Source organism: Glycomyces buryatensis (assembly GCF_004912275.1).
In the GTDB taxonomy this organism is placed as follows: Bacteria; Actinomycetota; Actinomycetes; order Mycobacteriales; family Micromonosporaceae; genus Glycomyces; species Glycomyces buryatensis.
In genome coordinates, this window is sequence record NZ_STGY01000051.1 from 21781 (window position 1) to 45067 (window position 23287).

Annotated in this window: 23 protein-coding genes and 1 tRNA gene; 17 read left to right on the forward strand and 7 right to left on the reverse strand. The window is 65.9% G+C overall.

The window, feature by feature from the left end:
* Window positions 1-27 precede the first annotated feature (27 nt).
* The 10 genes from FAB82_RS12955 (at window position 28) to FAB82_RS13000 (ending at window position 7525) form a co-directional block, all read left to right on the forward strand.
* The gene (locus FAB82_RS12955) at window positions 28-753 is read left to right on the forward strand and encodes a 16S rRNA (uracil(1498)-N(3))-methyltransferase (RefSeq protein WP_136534955.1); all 726 of its coding nucleotides are present in this window, start codon (window positions 28-30) and stop codon (window positions 751-753) included.
* A gap of 14 nt (window positions 754-767) precedes the next feature.
* Window positions 768-1121: a histidine triad nucleotide-binding protein gene (locus FAB82_RS12960; RefSeq protein ID WP_136534956.1), complete on the forward strand. Its 354-nt coding sequence runs from the start codon at window positions 768-770 to the stop codon at window positions 1119-1121.
* A 141-nt stretch (window positions 1122-1262) separates the two neighbouring features.
* Window positions 1263-2291, forward strand: coding sequence for a PhoH family protein (locus FAB82_RS12965; RefSeq protein ID WP_136534957.1), 1029 nt, complete (start codon window positions 1263-1265; stop codon window positions 2289-2291).
* Entirely contained in the window at window positions 2272-2751 is a 480-nt protein-coding gene (gene ybeY / locus FAB82_RS12970; RefSeq protein WP_136534958.1) for an rRNA maturation RNase YbeY, read from the forward strand. The genes FAB82_RS12965 and ybeY overlap by 20 nt, the downstream gene beginning before the upstream one ends.
* A 9-nt stretch (window positions 2752-2760) precedes the next feature.
* Window positions 2761-4077 (forward strand): hemolysin family protein, encoded by a 1317-nt coding sequence (locus FAB82_RS12975; protein WP_136534959.1) that lies wholly within the window; start codon window positions 2761-2763, stop codon window positions 4075-4077.
* Complete coding sequence (locus FAB82_RS12980) at window positions 4070-4408, forward strand: cytidine deaminase (protein ID WP_136534960.1); 339 nt, start codon at window positions 4070-4072, stop codon at window positions 4406-4408. Before FAB82_RS12975 ends, FAB82_RS12980 begins: the two co-directional genes overlap by 8 nt.
* A gap of 43 nt (window positions 4409-4451) precedes the next feature.
* Window positions 4452-5345 carry a GTPase Era gene (gene era, locus FAB82_RS12985; protein WP_136534994.1) on the forward strand — a complete coding sequence of 298 codons (894 nt, stop codon included), beginning with the start codon at window positions 4452-4454 and terminating at the stop codon, window positions 5343-5345.
* A 4-nt stretch (window positions 5346-5349) separates the two neighbouring features.
* Window positions 5350-5808: a DUF6508 domain-containing protein gene (locus FAB82_RS12990; protein ID WP_136534961.1), complete on the forward strand. Its 459-nt coding sequence runs from the start codon at window positions 5350-5352 to the stop codon at window positions 5806-5808.
* A 155-nt stretch (window positions 5809-5963) separates the two neighbouring features.
* Window positions 5964-6037, forward strand: a tRNA-Met gene (locus FAB82_RS12995).
* Between the two features lie 303 nt (window positions 6038-6340).
* Entirely contained in the window at window positions 6341-7525 is a 1185-nt protein-coding gene (locus FAB82_RS13000) for a hypothetical protein (RefSeq protein ID WP_136534962.1), read from the forward strand.
* 143 nt (window positions 7526-7668) lie between these two features.
* Here FAB82_RS13000 and FAB82_RS13005 read toward each other — a convergent pair whose 3' ends face one another.
* From FAB82_RS13005 to FAB82_RS13030, 7 genes are all read right to left on the reverse strand, one after another.
* Window positions 7669-9198 (reverse strand): CBS domain-containing protein, encoded by a 1530-nt coding sequence (locus tag FAB82_RS13005; RefSeq protein ID WP_136534963.1) that lies wholly within the window; start codon window positions 9196-9198, stop codon window positions 7669-7671.
* Between the two features lie 366 nt (window positions 9199-9564).
* On the reverse strand, window positions 9565-10179 hold the full coding sequence (locus tag FAB82_RS13010) for a hypothetical protein (protein ID WP_136534964.1): 615 nt from the start codon (window positions 10177-10179) through the stop codon (window positions 9565-9567).
* A gap of 29 nt (window positions 10180-10208) precedes the next feature.
* Entirely contained in the window at window positions 10209-10634 is a 426-nt protein-coding gene (locus FAB82_RS28990; protein ID WP_484103621.1) for a type II CBASS E2 protein, read from the reverse strand.
* Window positions 10634-11647 (reverse strand): hypothetical protein, encoded by a 1014-nt coding sequence (locus FAB82_RS13015; RefSeq protein WP_136534965.1) that lies wholly within the window; start codon window positions 11645-11647, stop codon window positions 10634-10636. Before FAB82_RS13015 ends, FAB82_RS28990 begins: the two co-directional genes overlap by 1 nt.
* 84 nt (window positions 11648-11731) lie before the next feature.
* Entirely contained in the window at window positions 11732-12775 is a 1044-nt protein-coding gene (locus FAB82_RS13020; protein ID WP_136534966.1) for an ImmA/IrrE family metallo-endopeptidase, read from the reverse strand.
* Window positions 12776-12781: 6 nt separating this feature from the next.
* Window positions 12782-13681, reverse strand: coding sequence for a hypothetical protein (locus FAB82_RS13025; protein WP_136534967.1), 900 nt, complete (start codon window positions 13679-13681; stop codon window positions 12782-12784).
* A gap of 59 nt (window positions 13682-13740) precedes the next feature.
* Entirely contained in the window at window positions 13741-14733 is a 993-nt protein-coding gene (locus FAB82_RS13030) for a hypothetical protein (protein ID WP_136534968.1), read from the reverse strand.
* A gap of 257 nt (window positions 14734-14990) precedes the next feature.
* On the opposite strand from FAB82_RS13030, the gene FAB82_RS13035 reads away from it, so the two are divergent.
* The 7 genes from FAB82_RS13035 to FAB82_RS13065 all read left to right on the forward strand — a co-directional run bounded on the left by FAB82_RS13035 (window position 14991) and on the right by FAB82_RS13065 (window position 23280).
* Window positions 14991-15521 (forward strand): hypothetical protein, encoded by a 531-nt coding sequence (locus FAB82_RS13035; protein ID WP_136534969.1) that lies wholly within the window; start codon window positions 14991-14993, stop codon window positions 15519-15521.
* Window positions 15522-15586: 65 nt separating this feature from the next.
* Complete coding sequence (locus tag FAB82_RS13040) at window positions 15587-17929, forward strand: hypothetical protein (RefSeq protein WP_136534970.1); 2343 nt, start codon at window positions 15587-15589, stop codon at window positions 17927-17929.
* On the forward strand, window positions 17922-18689 hold the full coding sequence (locus FAB82_RS13045) for a hypothetical protein (protein ID WP_136534971.1): 768 nt from the start codon (window positions 17922-17924) through the stop codon (window positions 18687-18689). The genes FAB82_RS13040 and FAB82_RS13045 overlap by 8 nt, the downstream gene beginning before the upstream one ends.
* Window positions 18690-19005: 316 nt before the next feature.
* Window positions 19006-20073: a 3'-5' exonuclease gene (locus FAB82_RS13050; protein WP_136534972.1), complete on the forward strand. Its 1068-nt coding sequence runs from the start codon at window positions 19006-19008 to the stop codon at window positions 20071-20073.
* The gene (locus FAB82_RS13055) at window positions 19992-20210 is read left to right on the forward strand and encodes a BRCT domain-containing protein (protein ID WP_136534973.1); all 219 of its coding nucleotides are present in this window, start codon (window positions 19992-19994) and stop codon (window positions 20208-20210) included. The genes FAB82_RS13050 and FAB82_RS13055 overlap by 82 nt, the downstream gene beginning before the upstream one ends.
* Before the next feature lie 182 nt (window positions 20211-20392).
* A complete protein-coding gene (locus FAB82_RS13060) occupies window positions 20393-21934 on the forward strand; it encodes a TIGR02677 family protein (protein ID WP_136534974.1) in 1542 nt (513 codons plus the stop codon).
* Window positions 21931-23280: a DUF2398 family protein gene (locus tag FAB82_RS13065; protein ID WP_136534975.1), complete on the forward strand. Its 1350-nt coding sequence runs from the start codon at window positions 21931-21933 to the stop codon at window positions 23278-23280. The genes FAB82_RS13060 and FAB82_RS13065 overlap by 4 nt, the downstream gene beginning before the upstream one ends.
* Window positions 23281-23287: the final 7 nt, after the last annotated feature.

Sequence of the window (23287 nt, forward strand, 5' to 3'; positions counted from 1 at the left end):
AGCAACCAGCAACGGAACAGGACCCAGGTGAGCGATCCGGTCTTCCTCGTCGAAGCCCTTCCCGGCGAAGGCGAATACACCCTCGACGGGCCCGAAGGGCACCACGCCGCCGACGTGCAGCGCCTCCAACCCGGCGAGACGCTGCTGCTCTCCGACGGCGCCGGCGGCCTCGCCGACGCCCGCGTGACCACCGTCGAACGCGGCTCGCTGCGCCTCGAAATCCTCGCCCGGCGCACCCTCCCCGCCCCCGACCCGAAACTCACCGTCGTCCAGGCCCTCCCCAAGGGCGACCGCGGCGAGCGGGCCGTCCAGATGCTCACCGAGATCGGCGTAGACGAGATCATCCCGTGGGCCGCCTCCCGCTCCATCGTCCAGTGGAAGGGCCCGCGCGGCGACAAGGCCCGCGGCAAATGGGTCTCCACCGCCCGCGAAGCCTCCAAACAGGCCCGCCGCGCCCGCCTCGCCCACGTCGCCGAACTCCACACCACCAAACAGCTCATCACCCGCCTCCGCCAGGCCGCCCAAGTCCTCGTCCTCCACGAAGCGGCGAGGCTGCCACTGTCCAAGGTCGAGCTCGCCCCGACCGGCGAAGTCGCGATCGTCATCGGCCCCGAAGGCTCCATCAGCCCCGACGAACTCTCCGCACTCAAAGAGTTCGGGGAACCGATCCGCCTGGGTGACACCGTCCTCCGCACCTCCACCGCCGGACCCGCCGCCGCGGCCGTCCTTCAGGCCCGCTTCAGCCGCTGGTAGGTAAGGTTTCGGGCATGAACGACTCAGATTGCCTGTTCTGCAAGATCGTCGCCGGGGACATCCCCTCCACGAAGGTCCGCGAGACCGAGCGCGTCCTGGCCTTCCGGGACCTCAACCCGAAGGCGCCCACACACGTCCTGGTCATTCCCAAAGACCACTACGCGAACGTCGCCGAGCTCTCGCGCGCCGACCCCGCGCTGGCCGGGGAGGTCCTCGCCGTCGCCGCCGACGTCGCCGATGCCGACGGCGCCACCGAGTCCGGCTGGCGCCTGCTGGCCAACTCCGGCGCGAACGCGGGCCAAGAGGTCTTCCACGTCCACTTCCACGTCTTCGGCGGCAAACCGCTCGGACCGATGCTGGCGGTCTGAGACCGCCGCGCGTGAGCGATTACGCGTTGTCTTGTGTCGTAGCCAGGAACTACCATTGAGGCATCACAAGCGACGGCCGAGGGGCCGTCGCCGGACTCCCAGGGGAAGCAGGTGGCGAACAGCCCTTCGCGGGCGAAGCCTATGACGGATCGAGCTGAAACCGGCCGGATCACCTCCACGATCACCGTCAGCGACCAGCAGGCGCTCATGGCCCTGCTCGGACGCGCGGACGAGAACCTGCGCTACATCGAGCGCCGCCACCCCGGAGTCGACGTCCACGTCCGGGGAGACACCATCACCCTCACCGGCGTCAACGGTGAAATCCATTCCGCCGAACGCCTTGTGAAGGAGCTGCTCGCCTTGGTTGAAAACGGCGAGAACGTCGATACCGACATCATCCGACGAGCCGAGGACATGATCGAGAGCGCTCCCCAGGAGCGGCCGGTCGACGTGCTCACCAAGAACATCGTCTCCCGGCGCGGCCGCAATATCCGCCCCAAGACCCTCGGACAGCAGCGCTACGTCGAAGCGATCGACAGCCACACCATCGTCTTCGGCATCGGACCCGCCGGCACCGGCAAGACCTACCTCGCCATGGCCAAGGCCGTCCAGGCCCTCCAGGCCAAGGAAGTCACCCGGATCATCCTCACCCGCCCCGCCGTCGAAGCCGGCGAGAAACTCGGCTTCCTCCCCGGCACCCTCGGCGAGAAGATCGACCCCTACCTGCGCCCGCTCTACGACGCGCTCCACGACATGATCGACCCCGCCTCCATCCCCAAACTCATGGAGGCCGGCACGATCGAGGTCGCCCCCCTGGCGTACATGAGGGGTAGAACACTTAATGATGCATTTATCATTCTCGATGAAGCTCAAAACACCACGCCCGAGCAGATGAAGATGTTCCTCACCAGGCTCGGATTCGGGTCCAAGATCGTCGTGACCGGCGACATCACCCAGATCGACCTGCCCGGCAACGCCACCTCCGGGCTCCGCGTCGTGCGGCACATCCTGGACGGGGTTGAGGACGTCCACTTCACCATGCTCAACGCCAACGATGTCGTCCGGCACCAGCTGGTCAGCGATATCGTGAATGCCTACGAGAAATGGGACGCCAAAAAGGGTGACCAGGGAAAACGACACAGAGGAAACAGTGGGAATCGAGATCATTAACGAGTCCGGCACCGAAGTCGACGAGAACGGCATCTGCGCCGTAGCCGACTTCGCCCTGAACGAGATGGGCGTCAACCCGCTCGCCGAACTCTCGATCCTCATCGTGGACATCGAGCACATGACCGAGCTCAATCGCCGCTGGATGGGCGGCACCGGGCCCACCGACGTGCTCTCCTTCCCCATGGACGACGCCATGCCCGCCCGCCCGGACTCCTCCGAGCCGGGCACGCCCGTGCTCGGCGACCTCGTGCTCTCGCCCGACGTCGCCGAGACCCAGGCCAAAGAGGCCGGGCACTCCACCGCCGACGAGCTCCACATGCTCACCGTGCACGGCGTTCTCCACATCCTCGGCTACGACCACGCCGAACCCGAACAGGCCAAAGAGATGTTCGGACTCCAGAACCGGCTCCTCGACGCCTGGCGCGCCAAACAGCGGGCCGCTTCGGCCGCAGAGAGTTAGGACGAACTCATGGGCGTCTCATACGCGCTCCTGGTGGCAGCCGCCGCACTCATCGCACTCGCCGGACTCGCCGCGATGGTCGACTCCGCGCTCACCGAAGTCTCGCCCGCCCGCTCGGCCGAACTGGCCGAACAGCACCGCCGCGGCGCCCCCGTCCTCGTGCGCATCACCGAGGACCTGCCCAAATACCTCAACCTGCTCATACTGCTGCGAGTCGCCTGCGAGGCCGCCGCCATCGCACTGGTCGCCGTCGTCGCCTTCGAGACCTGGGACGAATCCTGGGCCGCGGTCGCCGTCGCCGCCGCCATCATGACCGTCGTGTCCTTCGTGGCCATCGGCGTCGGCCCCCGCACCATCGGCCGCCAGCACGCCTACCCGATCGCGCTGGCCGCGTCCGGCCCGGTCTACCTCCTCGGCGTCGCGCTCGGTCCGCTGGCACGGCTGCTCATCCTGGTGGGCAATGCCGTCACGCCCGGCCGCGGTTTCCGCGAGGGGCCGTTCGCGACCTCCCAGATCGAGATCCGCGAGATGGTCGACGCCGCCGAGGCCTCGGGCACCGTCGACCACGACGAGCGGGACATGATCGAGTCCGTCTTCGCCCTCGGCGACACCGTCGCCCGCGAGGTCATGGTGCCGCGCACCGCGATGGTGTGGGTCGACTCCGACGTCTCCGCGGCCGAGGCCGAGCAGGTCGCACTGCGCTCGGGCTTCTCGCGGATCCCCGTGGTCGGCGAGGACCTGGACGACGTGCGCGGCGTGGCCTATCTCAAGGACCTCGCCCGCCTGGAAGCAGGCGTCAACCCGCCGGTCTCCGAGGTGATGCGCTCGGTGTCCTTCGTCCCCGACTCCAAACCCGTGGACGACCTGCTGCGCGAGATGCAGACCGCGCGCATCCACATCGCGATGGTCGTGGACGAGTACGGCGGCACCGCCGGCCTGGTCACCATCGAGGACATCCTGGAGGAGATCGTCGGCGAGATCACCGACGAGTACGACAACGAGCTGCCGCCGGTCGCGTGGCTGGACGACCGGACGGCGCGGGTCACCGCCCGGCTCTCGGTCGAGGACCTCGCCGAGCTGTTCGCCGTGGACCTGCCCGAGGCCGACGTCGACACCGTCGCCGGCCTGCTCGCCCGCGAACTGGGCAAGGTCCCGCTCGCCGGTGACCGCGCCCTCCTTGCCGGTCTCGAACTGACCGCGGAGGGTACCGTTGGCCGCCGCAACCGCATCGAGACGGTGCGGATCTCCCGGCTGCCCGAGGCCGATGACACCGCCGCGCGCGACGCGGCCGCCACGAACGATGAGAGGCACAAGATCAATGTCTGACCTGACCGTCGAAGCGCTCGACGCCGAGGACGCGAAGCTCGTCACGCTCGCCCGAGGGGCGGCCGGACGGGTTCAGCAGACCACCGGCGCGGCAGTCCGCGACGGCATCGGCCGCACCTATGCCTCGGCGGCGGTCGACCTGGCTTCGCTGCGCCTCTCGGCGCTCCAAGCCGCAGTGGCCCAGGCCTTCGCGGCCGGGGCCGACACACTCGAGGCCGCCGTGGTCTTCGGGACCGAACCCGACGAGGACGGCGTCAAGGCCGCGCGAGAGATCGCCGCCGACGTCACCGTCTACTCGGTCATCCGAAAAGAGGTCACTCGCCTTGTCTGACAACGACTCACAACCCATCGACGCCGAACGCACCGACTCCACGCTGGGCGCCTTCCACGCCGGCTTCGCCTGCTTCGTGGGCCGCCCCAACGCGGGCAAGTCCACGCTGACGAACGCCATCATGGGCCAGAAGATCGCCATCACCTCGAACCGTCCGCAGACCACGCGCCACATCGTCCGCGCGATCCTGCACCGGCCCGAGTCCCAGCTCATCCTGGTCGACACGCCCGGACTGCACCGCCCGCGCACCCTCCTGGGGGAGCGGCTGAACGACCTGGTCCGCTCGACCTGGTCCGAAGTGGATGTCATCGGGCTGTGCCTGCCGGCCAACGAGAAGCCCGGCCCCGGCGACAAGTTCATCGCCAACGAGATCGCCTCGCTGAAGGCCAAGGTCGTCGCGGTGGTCACCAAGATCGACCTCGTCGGCAAGGACGCGCTGATGCGTCACCTGACGAACGTGAACGAACTGGCCGACTTCGCCGATGTCGTCCCCGTCTCCGCCAAGACCGGCGAGAACCTGGACGAGCTGGTCAAGGTCCTCGGCAGCCACCTGCCCGAGTCTCCGCAGCTGTACCCGGACGGGATGATCACCGAGGACCCCGAGCGGGTCATGATGGCCGAGCTCATTCGCGAGGCCGCCCTCGAAGGCGTCCGCGACGAGCTTCCGCACTCCCTCGCCGTGGTCATCGAGGACGTCGAGGACGAGATGAGCGACGGCGGCCCGCGGAAGAAGATCTGGGCCGAGATCTACGTCGAGCGCCCGAGCCAGAAGGGCATCATCATCGGCAAGGGCGGCGCCCGCCTCAAGCGCGTGGGCACCAAGGCCCGCAAGGGCATCGCCCAGCTCATCGACGGCCGCGTCTACCTCGACCTGCACGTCCGCGTCGCGAAGGACTGGCAGCGCGACCCGAAGATGCTCGAGCGCCTCGGCTTCTGAGCCAATGACCGCGGACTCTTCCGAGCCGACCGACGACGACATCGTCGCCGGTCTGGCCGCCGCTCCCGCCGAGGCGTGGGAGCGGCTGATCGAGCTCGCGAACCATCTCACCGACGCCGACATGGAAGTCGAATGGTCCACCGGTCAGGGGACGCCGGACGAGCCGCTCCATTTTCCGTACCCGAACTACAGCCCCGCGATCGGTGCGATCCACCACCAGCTGTACGAGGTCGATGCCGTCACCTCGTTCAACTGGCCTGCTTGGTTCCAGGAGAACCCGCAATACCGGGACCCCGCTGCCATCGCGGCGGCCGGCCCCGCCTTCGCCGCCCGCGTCGCCACGGTGGTGATCCGCCGTGAACGATTCAGCGAGGGCAGTCTCCAGAAAGCCATGGAAACCGGCGTCCTCGCCGCGATCCTGGAGCGCCTGACCCGCTGGTACACCGTGGAGCGCGAGCAGTGAGCGGGCGCGGAGTCGAACACCTTGGCCGGCACCGGGGGATCGGCCCACTTGTGCGCATCGTATGCGCGAAATGGACGGCGGATGCGTAGTGACTGCGCTCACCGAACCCTCGTTGGCACAGGCTTTAACGCATGATGTAAGCTTTGTATATACGGCGCGGGATAGAGCAGCTCGGTAGCTCGCCAGGCTCATAACCTGGAGGTCGGTGGTTCAAATCCGCCTCCCGCTACAAAGTAAGACCAGGTCAGACCCGGTTTCCTCGGATGAGGAGCCGGGTTTTTCCTTCTCTTGTTGCTGCTTTGTTGCAACTCTCGATTATGGAGACGCAGGCGACGCCCGTCCTGAAATTCCATCAGAAGTAATCTGTGTCACTTCTCCTTCCGGGTTCGTTCCGGGAGGAAAGGTGTAAATCATCTGAGTTGTCGATCGTGAAGCTCGGCTATCCCGCGGAATTTGAACCACTCACCTCCAGGTCGTTATCCAGGCGGTCGCACGTTCAACTACTGCCTTTTCATCGAACGGAATTTCGACAATGACCCTCGTCAACACCAAGACTCCGCCGCCATCACCGGAACCGAGTCGGTTCGCCGTGAGCCGGGGCCTGCTCGGTGTCGCCGGAACCGGCCTCGCAATGTGGTTCTATGCTGCGTTGCTCGGCGGGTACGACCGCTTCTACTACGGCATCGGATTGAACCTGTCCGACCTGTCCCTCGGATTCGAGGAGGCCCTGGTCCCGCTGCTGCGGCTCGCCATTACGTTCGGATTCTTGGTCGCACTGGTGCTCGCGTGCATCTGGGCGGGCGCGGTGGCGGTCTACAGCATTTTCCGCAAAGAGCACCCTCTGACCACCTATACGGTGCTCGTCGTTGTGATCGCTGTGGCGTTCTTCGACTGGCCGTCGTCCGGTGGACTGGCCGAAGTGATGATTACCGGCCACATTCTCGGAATATTCGTTGCCGCGCTGGCGCACCTTCCTGCTGCCTTGCGCAGCTTGGCGCCATCGAACGATTCCGAGCGGCACCGACCGCGAAGGGTCGAGCTCAACATGGTGTTCATCGGAGTGTTCCTGGCGCTCACGCTCGGACTCACCGGATTCTTTCGAGAGCCCGGGCCCGCGGCCGCTTTGATCCAAGCTCTCGCTACTGTGGTCGCGATGTTGGCAGGTCCGCGATGGCTCGTTCACCGAGGTGAGCGGTCCAGTGTCGGGAATCCTGCAGATGCCGCGAGCACTCTGGCCCAGTATGTGTGCTCGGTTACGCTTGGAAGCCGCCGCAGGAAGTTCTTTACCATGATGCTCGCGCTCTTGGCGGGGCTGCTGGTACCGATTGCGGCTATGGCCCATTGGGAACAGCGGATGGAGGACAAGGGCGTCGAAGCGGCACGATACGGGTACGTGCTACCTGGCGACTTCGAGAACCTCAACCCCGAGGGACTTCGTCCGATCACCATGGCCCGCAGCGATCTCCAAGACGACCCGCTGGGACTGTGTCAAGAGCGCGTCTATGCGGCTAGCCTGGTCGAGCCTGTCACCGACCGGCAATGGATCCTGCTCCGCCCTGTAGACGGCGGAGAGGACCGGCTCGTCCGCGTCACACCGCTACCAGACGACGCCTACACGTACCAATTCGCTAGTATCCCGGAATCCAACGAGGACGGCAGTCCAGCAGCATGGACCACCGACGCCTGCCGAGATCGCGGATTGCCTCTGGAACTCTGAACCACCGCGTGTGCTAGCAGTGTCGCCAGGCGGCCTTGCCGGCTTTTTCGGCGTCTGCATCAGATCGCGCACAAGTGCTTCGCCTTCGCCGCCCTCACCTCCCCCCACTGAGACATGCTCTTGGACGGGACGAGAGTGCTGGGTCAATTCGGGGTGACCCTTCGGAGCTGCTCGAGAAGACTGGTCAGGATTTTAAGCTGGCTGGATGTGAGCGGGTCGGTGGCAAAGTGGGCGATTTCATTCCGGATCTTGTTGGCTTTGGCCATGTTGTCGCAGAAGAGGGCTCGATCCCAATGCCAGCCCAGTTGCTCCCAGCGCTTGCTGTCCTCGACTAGGATCCGATATCCGTTGAAGGAGAGATCGGATGCGGATTTGATCCGGCTGTTCCCCTTGAAGGCCGCGCGGATCTCGCTTGAGGTGAACACCTCATCGATCGCCTGGCGGAGCCGTCGCTCTATCTCCTCGACCAGGAGGAACGGTTGAGCTAGCGTGCCGAACTGGATCGCGAGGTCAGCTGCGGTCATAATGCCGGTGATACTTCGAGCCTGATTCTGAACGAGAATGAAGTCGTTGGTCTCCAGCACAGCGATGACTTCAAGCAGCTCGGCGTCGAAGTCCACGACTCGCGCCTGAACCAGGGCATCCGAGATAGTGGCATCTCCTGGGCGACGAAGCGCTGCATCAGCTATGGACTGGCAGGTGATTGTTCCGCGGTACAGGTTCCCATCGATGACTGGGAGCTGCGAAAATCCATGCTGTGCCATGAGCGTCCAGGCGTACGTCAACGATTCTGTGGAGGCGACCGACACGACTGCCGAAGGCAGGGTTCCGAGTTGGCGGGTCAACGGTTCGGGCTCGACCACGTCTTCGACGTCTTCATCCACTTCCGGTGCGGTATCGTCCGGTTCTGTGCGGTTCGGGACGATGTCGACGGTACGGTCAACACTCCCTTCGGTAAAGGGAGGTCTCGTCGTCAATCCGAACTGGGCGAGGTCGGCCTTGACAGACTCGACCGCGGCTACGGTGCGCCGTTCGAAGCCCCAGTGCTCTAGGAGATGGCGAATGCTCAGTGACACAGGAGTTTCCGCCGGTGCTGAAACGGCTCGCTGGAGGAGGTCGTCGACCTTCGCCGGTTCGGGCTCGCCAGGGTGGCCAGGATCGGTTCCAAGCTGCGCGATTTCGGCGATTCTTGTTGCAGAATCGTTCCGGCTGAGCTGGCAGACCGCTAGAAGTGAACGGAGACTCGCCCGCAGGTCGGGTCGCGGAACATCGCGTTCTATGTCCCGGACCCAGCGGACTCGGATCCGGTGCCGAAGGCCAGACGGGGCATCAGCGCAGTACTCGTAACCGTTCGACGCCTGACCGATCATGAGCCGGTCCCCGGTGTATTTGAGCGGCATCACGATGTAATCCTCGCTGCGAATCTCAGAGCCGAACCGCCACAACTCGCCGACCCAGATTCGCCGAGTCGACTGAGCTTCCTCCGGATACTCGTCAGCGACGATGTCATCAAGCTCCTCCCGGTATGGGAAGTGGCCCAAATCGGGTACCCGGTCCCAGCGGATAGCCACGAAGCCTTCGTCGAGCATTGTCTGCTCATCTTGCAGGTTGGCGCCGGATCTGACCAGCCAGGCTTTGGCAGAGGGCGCCGATGGGTTCGAGGTTGCGTTCATCGTTGGTCTGTTCACCTTCGTCTCAGGTCCGGGAGCGCCGGAGGACTCCAGGGGTGATTGGCAAATTTGCTCGGTCAGACGGTTCCAGGGAAGGTGAACGACGGGTCCGGCTCAGGCAACTGCGGTCAGGCTCACGTGGATGAGCTGATGGGGGTTTCGACCTTAACATGATGCGAGCGACGAGTCGCATGTTTTATCATTGGATGTCTGTTGTGGAAGCATGCGTACGTTACTTCATCGGCTATCAAACGGATGCGTGGAAGTTAGGAAGCCTCAAGCTCTTCCGGCGTTCTGGCGGAATAGGACCTTTTCGATGGCTCCTGCGTCAGCAGCAGCCCTGACCCGTAGCTTGGGGCATATCGGGGCTCAGCCGGCGGCCGGGGCTTCGCCAGTGCTGAGAGAATTCTCTTGCGGAACGGGACGTTGACTGGAACTCAGGGCCTTTAGGGAGTGTCGTCTACTCCGAAGAGCTCTGAGCACGCGGACGGGCCATGGCGTGAACGTCAGCAGGTGCATGTGAACCGCGGCCATGAACGACTCCTCGTACCTGGCGAGCGCAGCGAGATCGACGAGGGCGGCGGGGATGTTCATCTCGCGGTCTTCGGTGATGGGAGGCGCCTGCCAAGCCTCTCGCATCGCGCCGCCCGCGATCCTTCTTGTAGCTGAGACCAGGTCGCTATAGGCCTCGCCGACTGCCGTTGACTCGGTCCAGGCCCAGGCGAGGTAGTAACTGAGCCGCTCCTGGGTCTCTCGGACCTTCTCAGAGATGCGGATACGTTCCTCGCCAGGGCTGTCGGCGTTCCTACGGCGGATCGCGTACGGGTACTCGCGGTACTCGGTGTACGCCGCAAATGCTTCGGCGAAGACGGTGCGAATCCGGTCGCGCTCCTCACTGCGGCTCTTCCGCCAGGCAAGGCTGATGTTCACGATGCCGGTGAGGAGCGCGACTACGACCGCACTGGTGACGATTCCAGTGATCATCCAGACCATCCGAGGTGGGGGGCAGAGCGTCAGTGCGCTGCTTCGGCCCCGGGCCACCTTCCGGTCTGCCGGTGGTACTCCTCTTTGATGAGGTGGGCTGCGATATGCCCGAGTAGGGCTGTCGGACCGTTGGAGCGGTGCCAGCGCGCTTCAGGTGGATCATAAGGGAACCACATGCAAAGGCTTCCGTCCCCATACCGGTGCGGCGAATCGGTGGGACCGTCGGCGAACACCTTCGGCTCCTCGGGCCTGCCGAGAGTGAAGACAATCACGATGGCCCGCTGATCGACGCCGGTCGGTTCGATCCTCGTCGAGACCGCGAATCTGCCGCGGAACTCGCGGCGGGGCGCGGTGATTCGCGCTTCCGGGCAGTCCAGTTCGAGTGTTCGGAGGAATCGGAGGCGGTTCGCGGGGTCGACGAACCAAGGTGGTGGTTGTCGGGCGGGTCTTGCCACTACGCCTCCCCGTAGGAGCGGGTCGGGGGGATCAGGACGGGTGAGCCGCTCACGCCGAGCGCGGGCGCCGGGATGGTGGTCCGGCGCGACAAGAGCGCTGCCGTCTCGGCGAGTTGCCGGGACTTCGGCGGGGTCACGTAGTGAGGGAAGACGGCGGCGAGCGCGCTTGCGACTTTGTCGGTGTCGCTGTCGTCGCTAAGCGCGTCCTGGAGTCCCTCAGCGGCTTTTCGGAGCCGAACCTGGACGGTGCCGGCGGGCATGAGCAGTTTGAGGTTCGCCGAGACCCCGACCGGGTCGGGCGTGGCCTGGTGCGCTTTGATCCGCTGCGCAGCCCCCTTGAATAGGGCCAGCAGGCCGTCCGCGACTCCCATGCCGGGCGTGACGAACTCGTACGCCCAGACCGAGAGCATGAACGAGGAGACGCCCGGTTCGGTGTACTGCTTGTTCCAGGCTTTGGCGAGTCGGATGATCTTCCTGCGGATCGAGCGGTGCGAAGGCGTCCCGGAGTTCAGCAGCGCCACATGGCCTTCGGGGTGGGACGGTTCCCAAGTGCCCTTCTTGAGGTTGGGGATCCACAGGCCGCTGCCTTCGCGGCGGGTCAGCGCCACCACCAGGTCGACGGTCGGGTCCTGGCCGTTGACCGGGGAACCGAACGTGAACTTGGGGCCGCGTTTGGAGATGCCGACCCTCGCGTTGGGGTAGGTCTCGCGGACCAGCGGCCCGATTTGCAAGCGCAGGGCGTCGACGATCTGCTGCGGGTTTTCGCCGCCGCCTTCGGGGCCGAGCCGCGGGAAGCAGCGCCGGTCGAGGACCAGGCCGCCGTCGCCGTCGGTCACCGGGTGGTTCATTGTGTGTGCGGCGAGCGACCCGCTCGCGTACGTGCTCAGCGCGCCTTCGAATTCGAGCGCGGCCGTGCGCACGATGGCGAGGCGTAGCCGAACTTCCGCCAGGGGCTTGTCTTCTGCGTCGATCTGCTTGCGGATCGCTGCCAGCATGTCAGCCGTCTTTCCCATGCCGTCCTCCTTGGAACGTGGCGCCGGGACTATCCCGCCGTCACTCGGACTAACGGGACAGACGAGGATTCGTCCACAGCGGCATCAGGAACAGCAGTCGACGCACAAGCCGAACCCGGTCGCGAACTGTGCAGGGTGCCTCAGTAGAAAGCACCCTGGGCAGATGCGTTCGGCGTCGCGGGTACAGCCGCAGTGCCCCTCTGGGCAGCGCGGTTCCCGGCATTGCCCGCACCAGTCGGCAGCGGTGAAGCAGGCGGTGCAGACACCGCACTCGGTCGACTCGTCGACGTCGTGGCTCTGGCGCTCCCGCGGCGGCGAGAAAGGGAGCCAGGGGGCGTCGAACTCGTACATCACGGCGAGCAGGAGTCCGTCGCACCACGCCGCCTGTCCGTAGAGCGGGGCCGAGTCCTGTCCGGTCGAGTACCGGATCAGCGCGTTACCGTGGCGGATGACCGCGGCGGACGACGTGTTCGTCAAGGAGGCCTTGACGAGTGGGTTCGCTCGCTGGTCGGAGCCGCGCGCGGGCGGGTAGATCCGGCCGTGGGCGGCTGCGAAGCTGACGGTTCCGGACTCCTCGATGACGGCGGCCACGCCTGGTCGCTGCATCGCGGCGGCCAGCCGGACGCAGATGGCCGCTCGGGAAGCCGAGGTGCGACTGTACAGCTCCAGCGCGGTCTCCACCGTGGCGCCGTGCTCCTCGATGACGGCTGACGCCAGCGGCTCGGGCAGGAGTACGGCGGCGGCGAACGCATCGCAGGCGGCGTCCTCGAACGTCTTGGAATCGTCGTGTTCGAGTGCGGCCTCGCCGAGGGTGAGGTCGTTCTGCTGGAGGTGGTGTCCCAGTTCGTGCAGGAGCGTGAAGCGCTGTCGTCTCGGCGACAGCGACTCGGCGACGACCAATGCGGGTGGTGCGGTCCTGGTCGAGTACGCACCGCTGACGGAGCAGCTGCCTGCGGTGGTGCCTTCGAGTTCGGGCACGCGTTTGACGCGGATGCCCTCCCAGGAGGCGAGCTCGGTGAACGGGTCATCGGCGAGTCGTGCGGCGGCACCGGGTGCGACTTGGTCCAGGTGGTTCAGCATCGCACCGGCCTGGGCCTGGGCGGCATTGTGGATCGTGGGCATCCGCATACCGCTTCACCGCTCGGTCGGGTGTTCGTCGAGCCGGGCGAGCGAGAGCATCCTGACTCTGCCGCGCCAAACACTGTCTTCATCGCCTCGCTGCCTCGCGGCCAGCGCGTACGCCTCCCGGCCCAGCGTCTGCCGTGCAGCTCGCTCATCGGTGCCCGAAGCCGCGGCTTCGGCCTCGACGAGCCGGCGCCATCGGGGCTGCTCCAGTTCGGTCAGGAGTGAGGGTGGCAAGTCCGGTACGAACGGCTGGATCTCGGATTCGGGTATGCCGGTGGCGCTTGCGAGCCGTTCCAGCTCCTGAGGGTCGAGTGGTCGCTCCCGCCGCAGGATCGCCATGGCGGTCGCCTGCGGAACCCGGAGGATCGCGATGACATCGGCGAGTCCGACGGGAAGCTTTGCGGTCACCGGTTCGACCGGTGTCTCCGAGTCCGGCAGCGGCTCCAGGCTCGACGCCCATTCCTCGAAGCGGTCCTCAATGGCCGCCTGCGCGGTGACGCTGGGGGAGTAGAGGTCGAAATCCGGTGTGCCCGGGCGTGCACCGAGATCGGGTGCGGATGTCGCGCCGTTCGCCGCGGCCAGCCTGAGGAAGCCGGTCAACGACTCGCCAAGTGTTCCCAGAGGACGGGCGAGTACCCGGACCGGTATGTCGCGGACCAGGCCGGTCCAGACCGCCGTCGCCGTCTCCAGCGGTGAGACGCTCGGTGCCAAAACGACGGCGTCTCCGGTTTCGATGCCGGGTTCGATGGTGATTGGGGCGGCCGCCACGGTGCGCTGGTCACGGTGCACGTCGAGGACGATCAGCAGTTCGCTCGATGATTCCTGCCGTCCGATCCAGAGCTGACCGGGTGCGACGTCGAAGTCCGGGCTGTCGATGTCGTTGCGGGGGGAAGTGGTCCTGTATACCATTGGTGGCGCGGTCGTCTGCCGGGCCAGTTCGATCAGTTGCTGCCGTGCGCTTGCCGTCGTCATCGCGCCTGCCTTTCTACCGGGTCTGACGGGACCGCGACCGGTCCGTCCAGGCTGCTTGCGGAGGAGCTGGAGGCTTCCCTGCACAGTTCGAGCAGCGGGCCGAGGGTGCCACGTGCTGCTGCGGCGTCGCCCGCCAGCTCCACGAGTTTGGCTTTGAGCTGCTTGATCTTCACCGCGGTGCTCGACCGCTTCTTGCCGAGGATCTTCGAGGCTTCGGCGGGATCGGTGATCGCCGGTACAAGCCGACGCTCGATCCCCGTCAGCGAGGCGTAGACGCGGTGGGCTTCCAGGGTGTTCCGGGCAGCTTCTTCGTCGGCGATAACTTGTTCTTCAGGAGTCGGTGCCGCTGAGGGGAAGTCATCGCCCGGTCCCAAGGGGAGGTGCTCGGGCCGGACTTGGAGGGGCAGCCGGGCCGCGACGACCGTCGTGACCTTCTCGTCGTCCAAGGAGCCCTTCGCGGCCTCGAACACTGCGATCAGCAGTGCCTCGATCTCGCCGGTCTTTCCCAGTCGCGGCTGCGACGTGCCGCTGCCATGCCGGCCCACGGGGGAAACGCGGCATTCGCGAGCGACTTGAATCAGGGAGTTCGGATCGGTTTTGGAGGCCGTTGACGGGCCGTCCGCGAGCTGCCAGAAGGACGTGCCCGGGACGCGCTTGAAGCGGGGGTCGCGTTCGAGTCTCTTGCGGAGCGTTTCCCGCAGGCGTCCTCGAGGGCCTTGTCTGGCCTTGTCGATCATCCGGTTGCGCAGGTACCGGCGCATCATGCGACCGACCGCGTTGTCGTCCTCCGCTCGGGCCAGGACGTCGGTGACCAGCGCTTTGCCAGATTTCCCGAAGAACTCCAGTGCGAAGTCCACGTGGTCCTTCGACTTGTCGCGCTGCAATTCGGGGAAGCGGTGCAGTTCGCTCTCCGCCAGCTTGAGCAGCAGTTCGAGCGCTTTGGGCCCGAACTGCCGCTGCGCGTGGAGCTCCTCCAACACTTCGTTCAAGGGCGCACCTTCTCCATCGAGGTCGTCTGGCCGTGAGATACCAAGGGACTGAAGCATAGTCATCACGAGTGAAGAAGTGCTTCCAGGTAGTCACCTTAAATGTGACGAACACCTCGCATTCAGTCACGTATCTGGCGGGACGGTCCGGACTCTTTGGATCTCGGACGCCGTCGGCATCCACAGGGGAACTCCGGCGGATTGGCCCCAAGCGACTACTGCCGAATCAAGCCATTGTGTTGCAACAAGGAAGGACCCAAATGAATCTCGGCCCATTCGGCGAGCCCGAAACCGTCTCGACCCTCTTCCGGTCCGTGCTCTCGATCACGGAGACGGTCCGCGACTTCATCGCCGGCCCGCTGCCTCTCGATCCCGAACCGGTGCAGGTGCTCGCCGCGCACCTCGACGGCGAGATCGGTGAGCTCCTGGCTACTAGGGGAGACCTCGAACTGGCCGGAGACCGGCTCGCTGCGGTCCTCGACCACATCTCGCGAAGCTACGACCTCAACTCCGAGCTCACTCCGGCCGCGTACCCGAACCTCGTCTCGGACCTGCTGCTGATGCGCGACGTACTGGAGCAGGCGTTCGGCATCACCATCACGTTCGCGGGCGAGGCGGGCCGCGCGTCGTCGGGCACCCGGTTCAAGCAGGAATTCGACCGTATCGACGGCAAACTCGTCGGGCTCAAGGCAACCGGCACGAAACTTCCCGAGGTTGACATGGAGCAGCGCGGCCGGAGTATCGGCCCGGACGGCTCGGTCGTAGGCATCGAGTACGAGGAACGCCGGTGACTCCCAGGTGGAACCCGTTTCCTGAACGCCGCTACCGCTCTACACTACCTGAACAGGCAGCACCGATGACTTACGACCAGCCCGGCATTTCCCCGGACGACCAGCTCCGCATCCCGATCGCTCCGCTCGCAGCCGAATGGCCTCGCTCGAGCCCGCTTCCGCCCGCTGAATCGCAGCAGGACGTGGAGCATTATCTGCCTGATCGCATGGAGCAGCTGCGAATCCCGCTATCCAGCCCAGTGGAAACATTGGAATCCCTAGTGGACGAACACCTCGAACCAGTCGCCTCCTCCGAAACCGAAAGCGTTGAAGAAGCCTCCGCAGCGGTGGACATCAACGTCGAACACAACGAAGGAAGCGTCACTGGCGTCGCGAACACCTTCAACACGGTGCGAGACCTCGGCGTCATCGAACTCGACGAGAAGGCGATCCGCGACCGGGTCAAGAACGACTTCGTCGCGCCGAACGGCTTCGGCGAACTGCTCCAGGACGTCGCAGCCGCCACGCGCAGCCTCATGGTCCTCGCAGCGGACGCCGATCACGGGCGGGACCTGACCGCCGAGGCGCTGCTCTGCGCTCGGGAGGACCTGGAGTTCAAAGGCATCGGCGCGATGTCGAAGACCGACCTGACCGGCGACCGCCTCGCCTGGTCGCCGGAAACCGCATGGCTGGTCGACCTGACCGATGCGGATGGGTTCCGGGCCGACGCCGGCACGTACCTGCGCAGACTCGAAGCGCTCGCCCCGGCCCTCGTCAGGCAGCATTCTGTCCTGATCGCGGTCGTGCCCCGGTTCGAGGTGCCCGATGACCTCGTCAAGACCTTCTCCTTCGTCATCGACCTCCACGCCGACGCCCTCCGCTTGGACCGGTCAGCGCTGGTGTGCAAACGCCTCGACAGTCACCCGCCGGCCGTCGGGAATCCGTCGGGCTGGGAAGCGTTCACAGCCGCGCAGAGGCTCCTCGACGACCTGCCCCCGGCCGAGGCCGTCCGCTTTGCCGAGGTCGTGCGTGAAGTCAGCGAGTCCTGGATCAGGCTGACCGAGCCCGAGCGCGCGGCGCACCGGGAGAAGTACCGCGAGAACCCGCTCTTTGCGAAGGACGCCGAGAACCCCATCGGTGAAGACGAATGGGTCGTACGGCAACTCGTGCTGGAAGGCTTCAAGTCCTGGGACGACGTGCTCACCGACTGGAACACGGCGAACGAGGGCGATGCCGAACTCGCCGCGTTCCAGATCGCCGCCGCGGTCCTGGCGACCGAACCAGTCGACGAGGTGATCGATGAGAGCAGGCTGCTGCGAGATCCCGATTACAAGGAATCGACCGAACTGCGCCCCTTCGAAGGACGGGGCGCCCGCTTGCTCACCAAGCGGGCGATGGCCCGCATCGTCGACGACCGGGTCGAGTTCGACCTTCCGGGACTCGACGACGCCGTGCTCTGGTACTACTGGCAGGACCGCCGGAAGGAGCGCCCGCAGTTCGTGAGGTGGATGGTCGGCTGTCTGAGCCGACGAGCCGACCGGCCTGAAGCCGCCGCGTCGCTTGAGAAGCGCATCGGCGACTTCGCCATCCAACTGGCATCGCAGCACCGCGACCGGTCCGTGCTTTCCAGCACGATCGAGACGCTCTCCGCGGATCCGGCGACGGCGAAGGCCGCGGTTCGGCTGCTGCTTCGTGCTGCGCAGCACGAGAATGTCGGCCGTGAAGTCCGCACCGAGATGCTCACCTGGGCGAGTAGCAAGAGCACCGAGCTGGGCCTCCGTGAAGCCGTCGCTACGGTATGCGGTGACGAGGCATTCATGTCTGCCTATCCCAATCACGCCCTGGTCCGTATCAGGCACCTGGTCGCGCATGACGACATGGCTGAGAGTGAAGCGCTCCTCCAGGCCTGCGCCATGCTCACGCGAGACCCGAAGCACGCCAACGCACTCATCAGCGACCTCGCGAAGCAGATTGAATCCCCGTCGAAGAGTATCGTTGACCGCAATCTGCGATTCTTCCTGGAGACGGCACGCGTCATCGACGAGGAGATCGGCATCCCGGCGCTGCAGCAGCACGGGCTCGCCTCCCCTGAGCACCTGCATCACACCGCGAAACTCTGGGGCTCGGCACTGCGTTACCGCAAGCCGAAGGACTTCGGCGCGACGATCCAGCTGTGGCTCGACGGGGCGGTCCGCACCTCCGGCGCCGACGACCTAACCGAGATGCTGCGGCGATCGATCATCGCGACCGAGGCCGACTGGAGGACCGCACCCCGCAACCTCATCATCGCAGTGGACAACTGGGAAGAGCAGACCGAAGCCGACCCGGTTCAAGCGAAGCGACTCGCCGAGCAGCTCACGGCGATGTCCGATGACTTCTTCAATTTGGACACGAAGACAGATACCCGCAGCAACGATGCGAATGATTGAGAACAGATCGGAGAATAGGTCAGAACCGCCTGCGCCGCTTCGCAAACGCGAGCATGTACTGCCCCCGCTCCGGCTGCAACTGCTCAGCGTCGACACGGACCTGCGGTTCGACAGTGAAATCACCATCACGATTCGACGCCCCCGCAGGGTCCGGCTCGAGCAGGCGCGGGCCATGGCCTACGGACACGTCCAGGCGCTGGCCGACAAGGCCTCCTCCGGCTTTCCACTCGACAGGCCGGATGCCGCCAGGATCGCAGTCGAAGCTGCGGTCGCCCGGAGGACGGGTGTTGTGCGGGGCCTCCTCGTCAGGAGCATCACGGCGACCATCCATTCGGACGGCGATGGCCTCAGGAAGACCGCCGATCACGTCGCGCTCCGTGCCGCCCGTGATCTCGCGGGCAGCACGGCAGTTGCCGAAGTCATACGTGCTGAGCTCTTTCACCGCCAGGTCTTCAGCGATCCGGGTAGGCTCGCGTCCCATCTCCTGCTGGCCCGGCCCGACATCGGCACTCGCAGGGTCGCTGAGGAGGTGGTCGAGCTCATCCGCGCGGTCGAGGGGATGCGACCGGACGCGCCCTCGATCCGGATCGCAGAGGTTCTCTACGAGTTCGTGAGAGACCGACCCGACGGCGAAAAGCACGACCTCCTGGAGGCGGTGGCCGCAATCGCGATCGGTTTCGATGGAGGCACCGCTGCGAAACTTCGGAAACTCGCGGAGCAGTTCGCAAGCCCTCCCGAACGGATGCAACAGAGCTGGTAGGTGGACGCAACCACGAGTGTGACCGTGCCCGCTTGCGTCGAAGGCGGAGAAGTACCAACGGTGACGATCTGAAGACCCGGCGATTCGCGAAGTTGAACAACGGAATCAACGAGCCAGTACTGAAACCGGATCGAATCGAACGCGCCCATTGACTTGGCCTTTCCGTCGGTACGGCAGTGGGCGGCACGGCCACCGCTGATGCTCCGGCCCGACGACGTTGCTCGGCAATGGTGGGTGGTTCCGCTCGGAGACCACAAGACGTGAGATCTTCCCGACCGATATGTTGGACGTGCTCCGATGATGAAGGGACCTGCTGATGTATGCCGTGATCGACCTGGAGACGACGGGGCTGTACAACAAGGACCGGGTCATCGAGGTCGCGATCGCCCAGCTCGACGCGGCAGGTCGCGTCACCGCGACCTGGGAGACGTTGGTCAATCCCGAACGGGACCTCGGGCTGCAGGACCGCCACGGCATCCGCGCGGCCGAAGTACTGTCTGCCCCCACGTTTGACCGGAACGCCGGCGACATCGCTTCCATGATGCTCGGACGCGTGCCGGTGGTCCACAACATCGCATTCGACTCGCGCATGCTCGCAAGCGAGTTTCAGCGCCTGGACCTCCAGATCCCCGACCTGGCCGCGTACGGTGTCTGCACCATGTCGTGGGCCGGACACTTCCTGCCCGGTGCCGGTCGCGGCCTGGAAGCATGTTGCGCGGCGTACGGCATTGAGAACGACCACCCCCACCACGCACTCTCCGACGTCATGGCCACCGCCGAGCTCTTCGAGCGCTACCTTCGCGACGCCGGTCCGGTCCCGCCATGGGCGGCGCTGTCGGCCTTCGCGCAAGTTGCTACCTGGCCGGCCTTGGAGACCGGACGTGCCGAGTCGGTGCACCGCGGCAACGGTGAAACCTCCAAGTCGTTCCTATCACGGATGGTCGACCGCCTACCCGTCGTTCCCGACCCGCCGCAGGCCGACATGTACCTCGCGCAGCTTGATCGGGCCCTGGTCGACCGCCACATCAGCGCTACCGAAGGTGAGGAGCTGCTGCGCATCGCTGCCGATATGGGCATTGACCGCACCACCGCCACCGAACTCCACCGCGGCTACCTCGCGGCACTCGCTGTCGCCGCGCTGGAGGACGGTGTGGTCAACGAGGCTGAGTGCGCCGACCTCGAACAGGTCGCTGCGCTCCTGGAACTCGGAGCAGAGGCCGTCGACGCCGCACTGCGTGCTGCAGCAGCCGGCACGGGCCCGACCCCACAGCGCGCGCCTTCGCACTCAGAAGGGGCGACATCTTGGTCCTCACAGGCACGTTCACCGAGACCAAGGACTACTGGCGCCAGCGCTTCGAGCAGGCCGGACTCCAGGTCGCCGTGACCGTCACCAAGAAGACCGCGCTGGTCTGCGCCGCGGACGCCGACTCGATGTCGGGCAAGGCGAAGAAGGCCCGTCAATACGGCATCCCAGTCGTCGGCGTCGAAGCCTTCGACCTGGTCCTCGCCCGAATGGCTTGAATCTCAGGTTCCCGGCAAGGACAAGACTGGTCTGCCCATCCGAAGAACAACAGCTCGTGGAGGGCTCTTCCACGCTTCTGCAGTCGGCTCGGGATCAGTCCCCGACAGCTCGGTCACACCTTCGCTACTTCCCGGGGTAACGTGGGTGGCCGAGTGTTGCATACTGCCTGCGGAGTGTGGCCATGGAAGAGGGTGCCGGAGCCGCCTTCGGGCTCGACGCGATCGAGCTCGACGATCGCATGCGCCTGTTCTCCTACGCCTCCAGCCCGGACCGGGCCGCCTACCGTTGGATCCTCCTGGCAATGGAGTCGGCTCGCACGGGCTACCAAGTCGTCCTGTCCAACAAAGAAGTGGCGGCGGCGCTGCTCCAGCTGTGTGAACGACATCCCGAATGCCCCGACCCCGCCGAACTCGACCTCCTGGTCAAACTTGACCAGCTCCATGACTGGAAAGTCCTTGACCGCACCGAGGACGCCACCCGCGCGGCGTCGCTCGCGGAATACCGCAACCGCCACTCGGTCTACTGCTTCACCGAAGCCGGATGGATCGCCCATCAGGCGGTGGAGCGGGTGATCCACGCTCGTGTCGGTGAAGAGGGCCTGTCCCGGACCGTGTTCCGAGAGCTCCTCGCTGACCTGGAGGCGTTGGCCGCGGCCAACGCCTCAGGCGACTCCATCGAGGTGTACAGCAGGTTCAACCGGCTCGACAAAGCGCTTGCGGACATTGTCGATCGCGCCGCGCGCTTTTACACGATGCTCGCCGACCTTGCCCGCACGCAGGAGGCCTCTCCGCAGATCTTCCTGTCGCACAAGGACGCCCTGCTCACCCACCTGCGCGACTTCCATACTGAGCTGCAACTCTATTCGCCGCTGCTGGCCGAAGCGGTCATGAAGGTCGAACAGACCGGCCCCTACCAGCTCATCCAGCACGCCGCCGACGCCGACGACCGGTTGTTCACGTCGATGGGTGAGCGACTCGAAGACTGGAACCACCGCTGGGAAGGCCTCAAATCGTGGCTGGCCCCTTCGTCGGTCGGCGGCCGCAGCGAGGCCGGGCGGCTCGCCGACGCCACTGTGACCGCCATCGGCGACATCACCTCGATGCTCCGCCGGCTGACCGAGGCGACGCGTGGCGGCGTCAGCCGGGAATCGCAGCTGCGGCACCTCGCCGCCTGGCTCAATGCCGCGCCCACGGAAAGAGCGGCCCACGCTCTGTTCGACGCGGTGTTCGGGCTCGGGGGACCTCGACATCTCAGCGTCGCCCACGAGGACCACGAGGCGATCTCGACCGCCAAGTCCTGGTGGGATGCTCCGGCAGTCGAGCTGTCACGAACCCTGACCGAGAAAGGACGCGAACCAGGCAGCCGGAACGGCAACGCCGGCAAGCTGCAGCGCAACGACGCCGAACGCCGACGTCTGCGCGAACGTCAACTCACGGACAACGCGAGACGGACCGCCGCTGCGGCCGAACTGGTTGAGCAGACCCGTGACGGATTCGCCGGCCCCGTCCTCACCGAGGCGCAGACCGCGCTACTGCTGCGCCTGCTTGACGCGGCGCTGGCCTCCCGGAACGGCCCCCTGAACCACCCGATCTCGGCCACCGCCCATGGCATCCGGCTGCGACTCGAACCCGACCTTGGAGGCCGGACGACCGTCGCCTGCAAGTCCGGGTCCTTGCACCTCGACGGCGTTCGCCTCACGATCACGGCGGGAGGCCGCCGATGAGCCGCTTCGCGACCGCGGTCTCCGATGGGCGACTCGACGAATACCAGCGGGCGCTCCGGCTCCTGCTGAAGCACGGGTACATCACCGAGAACCACCCGGACTCGAAGGCGCTCCCGCAGGTTCGCAAATACGCGGTGACGTTGCGAGCCGATCTCGCCGAGGCTTTCGGTTACCGGCTCGAACTTCGTGGAGCAATAGCCCGGCTCATCCGAGCCAAGGACACACTGGACGACGCCCGCTCCGCCTTCGTCAAACCCGAGGGCGGCGGCCCTGCCCGCATCTTCGACCGGCGACGCTACGCCTACCTCGCTCTCACGCTGGCCGTCCTGGGCCGGGCCGGGCTTCAGACAATGGTGAGTGAACTGGCCCGTTCCGTCGGCGCCGACGCTTCCCGCATCGACGGCTTGGGCTTCGACCAGCAGGACATCAACCACAAACGGGCGTTCTACGACGCGGTGACCTGGCTTGAGGAACGGGGCGTCGTCACCGTTGCTGACGGTTCGACCAGCTCATGGGCCGCAAACCCGGATACTGGAGAGGCCCTTTACGACGTCGACCGCGATGCGCTTTTCGCGCTCTGGCGGCCGGGCAGGACCTTGCAGTCGATCACCGGCGTCAAGGACCTGCATGTCCGACCCGAAGCACGCAGCGACAACGAACGGCGCCGTGAAGCGGGGCGGGCCGCCCGTCGCGCAGTAGTCGAGAACCCAGTCGTCTACTTCCACGATTGCGCGGACAGCGTCGCCAACCATCTGCGCTCCCCGGTGTTCGCCGCCGACATCGAGCGGCTCACGGGCCTTCGACTGGAGCGCAGGGCTGAAGGAGTCACCTTGATCGACACGGTGCGGTTCTCTGTCGAGCAGTTCCCGGGAACCGGTGCGGTAGCGCAGGCGGCGATCCTGCTCTCGGTGGAGGCCTGCGACGCGGCCGCCGACCCCGATCATCCGGTGCGGACCGTCGCCTACCCCGCAGCGTCCGCCTCGGAGCGCCTCGCGTCCCGGATCGACAGTGCCCTTCCCGCAGGCTCCCGAGTGGACCTTCCGGACACGTTGACTGTGGACGACGCCGACGCCGTCGAATCATCCCGCGGGCCCGCTGCCGACGCGCCGTTCGTCACCGACGCGTTCCTCCAGCAGTCGACAGTGATGATCCTGGCGCGCTATGGAAAAGCATTCGGGGCAGATTGGCACGCCAACCCCGCCCGGCTGTGCTGGGAAGCGGTCGATCTGCTCACCAGGTTCGGACTGGCGCGGCGCGTCGACGGCGGTGTGCTCGTCGAGCCCGCGGCCGGCCGCTACCGCAACACCGTGGCCGAGTTCAAACCGCGGCACGAGACCCTGTTCTGACCGGGAA

What these genes read in the sequence shown, in the direction of transcription:
- FAB82_RS13045 (WP_136534971.1), top strand. Translation starts at nt 17,922, where the DNA reads ATGATTGAGAACAGATCGGAGAATAGGTCAGAACCGCCTGCGCCGCTT.
- FAB82_RS13050 (WP_136534972.1), top strand. Translation starts at nt 19,006, where the DNA reads ATGTATGCCGTGATCGACCTGGAGACGACGGGGCTGTACAACAAGGAC.
- FAB82_RS13065 (WP_136534975.1), top strand. Translation starts at nt 21,931, where the DNA reads ATGAGCCGCTTCGCGACCGCGGTCTCCGATGGGCGACTCGACGAATAC.
- FAB82_RS13005 (WP_136534963.1), bottom strand. Translation starts at nt 9,198, where the DNA reads ATGAACGCAACCTCGAACCCATCGGCGCCCTCTGCCAAAGCCTGGCTG.
- FAB82_RS12980 (WP_136534960.1), top strand. Translation starts at nt 4,070, where the DNA reads ATGTCTGACCTGACCGTCGAAGCGCTCGACGCCGAGGACGCGAAGCTC.
- FAB82_RS13015 (WP_136534965.1), bottom strand. Translation starts at nt 11,647, where the DNA reads ATGGGAAAGACGGCTGACATGCTGGCAGCGATCCGCAAGCAGATCGAC.
- FAB82_RS13035 (WP_136534969.1), top strand. Translation starts at nt 14,991, where the DNA reads ATGAATCTCGGCCCATTCGGCGAGCCCGAAACCGTCTCGACCCTCTTC.
- FAB82_RS13025 (WP_136534967.1), bottom strand. Translation starts at nt 13,681, where the DNA reads ATGGTATACAGGACCACTTCCCCCCGCAACGACATCGACAGCCCGGAC.
- FAB82_RS12960 (WP_136534956.1), top strand. Translation starts at nt 768, where the DNA reads ATGAACGACTCAGATTGCCTGTTCTGCAAGATCGTCGCCGGGGACATC.
- FAB82_RS12975 (WP_136534959.1), top strand. Translation starts at nt 2,761, where the DNA reads ATGGGCGTCTCATACGCGCTCCTGGTGGCAGCCGCCGCACTCATCGCA.
- FAB82_RS13010 (WP_136534964.1), bottom strand. Translation starts at nt 10,179, where the DNA reads ATGATCACTGGAATCGTCACCAGTGCGGTCGTAGTCGCGCTCCTCACC.
- FAB82_RS12990 (WP_136534961.1), top strand. Translation starts at nt 5,350, where the DNA reads ATGACCGCGGACTCTTCCGAGCCGACCGACGACGACATCGTCGCCGGT.
- FAB82_RS13020 (WP_136534966.1), bottom strand. Translation starts at nt 12,775, where the DNA reads ATGCGGATGCCCACGATCCACAATGCCGCCCAGGCCCAGGCCGGTGCG.
- FAB82_RS12965 (WP_136534957.1), top strand. Translation starts at nt 1,263, where the DNA reads ATGACGGATCGAGCTGAAACCGGCCGGATCACCTCCACGATCACCGTC.
- FAB82_RS13000 (WP_136534962.1), top strand. Translation starts at nt 6,341, where the DNA reads ATGACCCTCGTCAACACCAAGACTCCGCCGCCATCACCGGAACCGAGT.
- FAB82_RS13040 (WP_136534970.1), top strand. Translation starts at nt 15,587, where the DNA reads ATGACTTACGACCAGCCCGGCATTTCCCCGGACGACCAGCTCCGCATC.
- FAB82_RS13060 (WP_136534974.1), top strand. Translation starts at nt 20,393, where the DNA reads ATGGAAGAGGGTGCCGGAGCCGCCTTCGGGCTCGACGCGATCGAGCTC.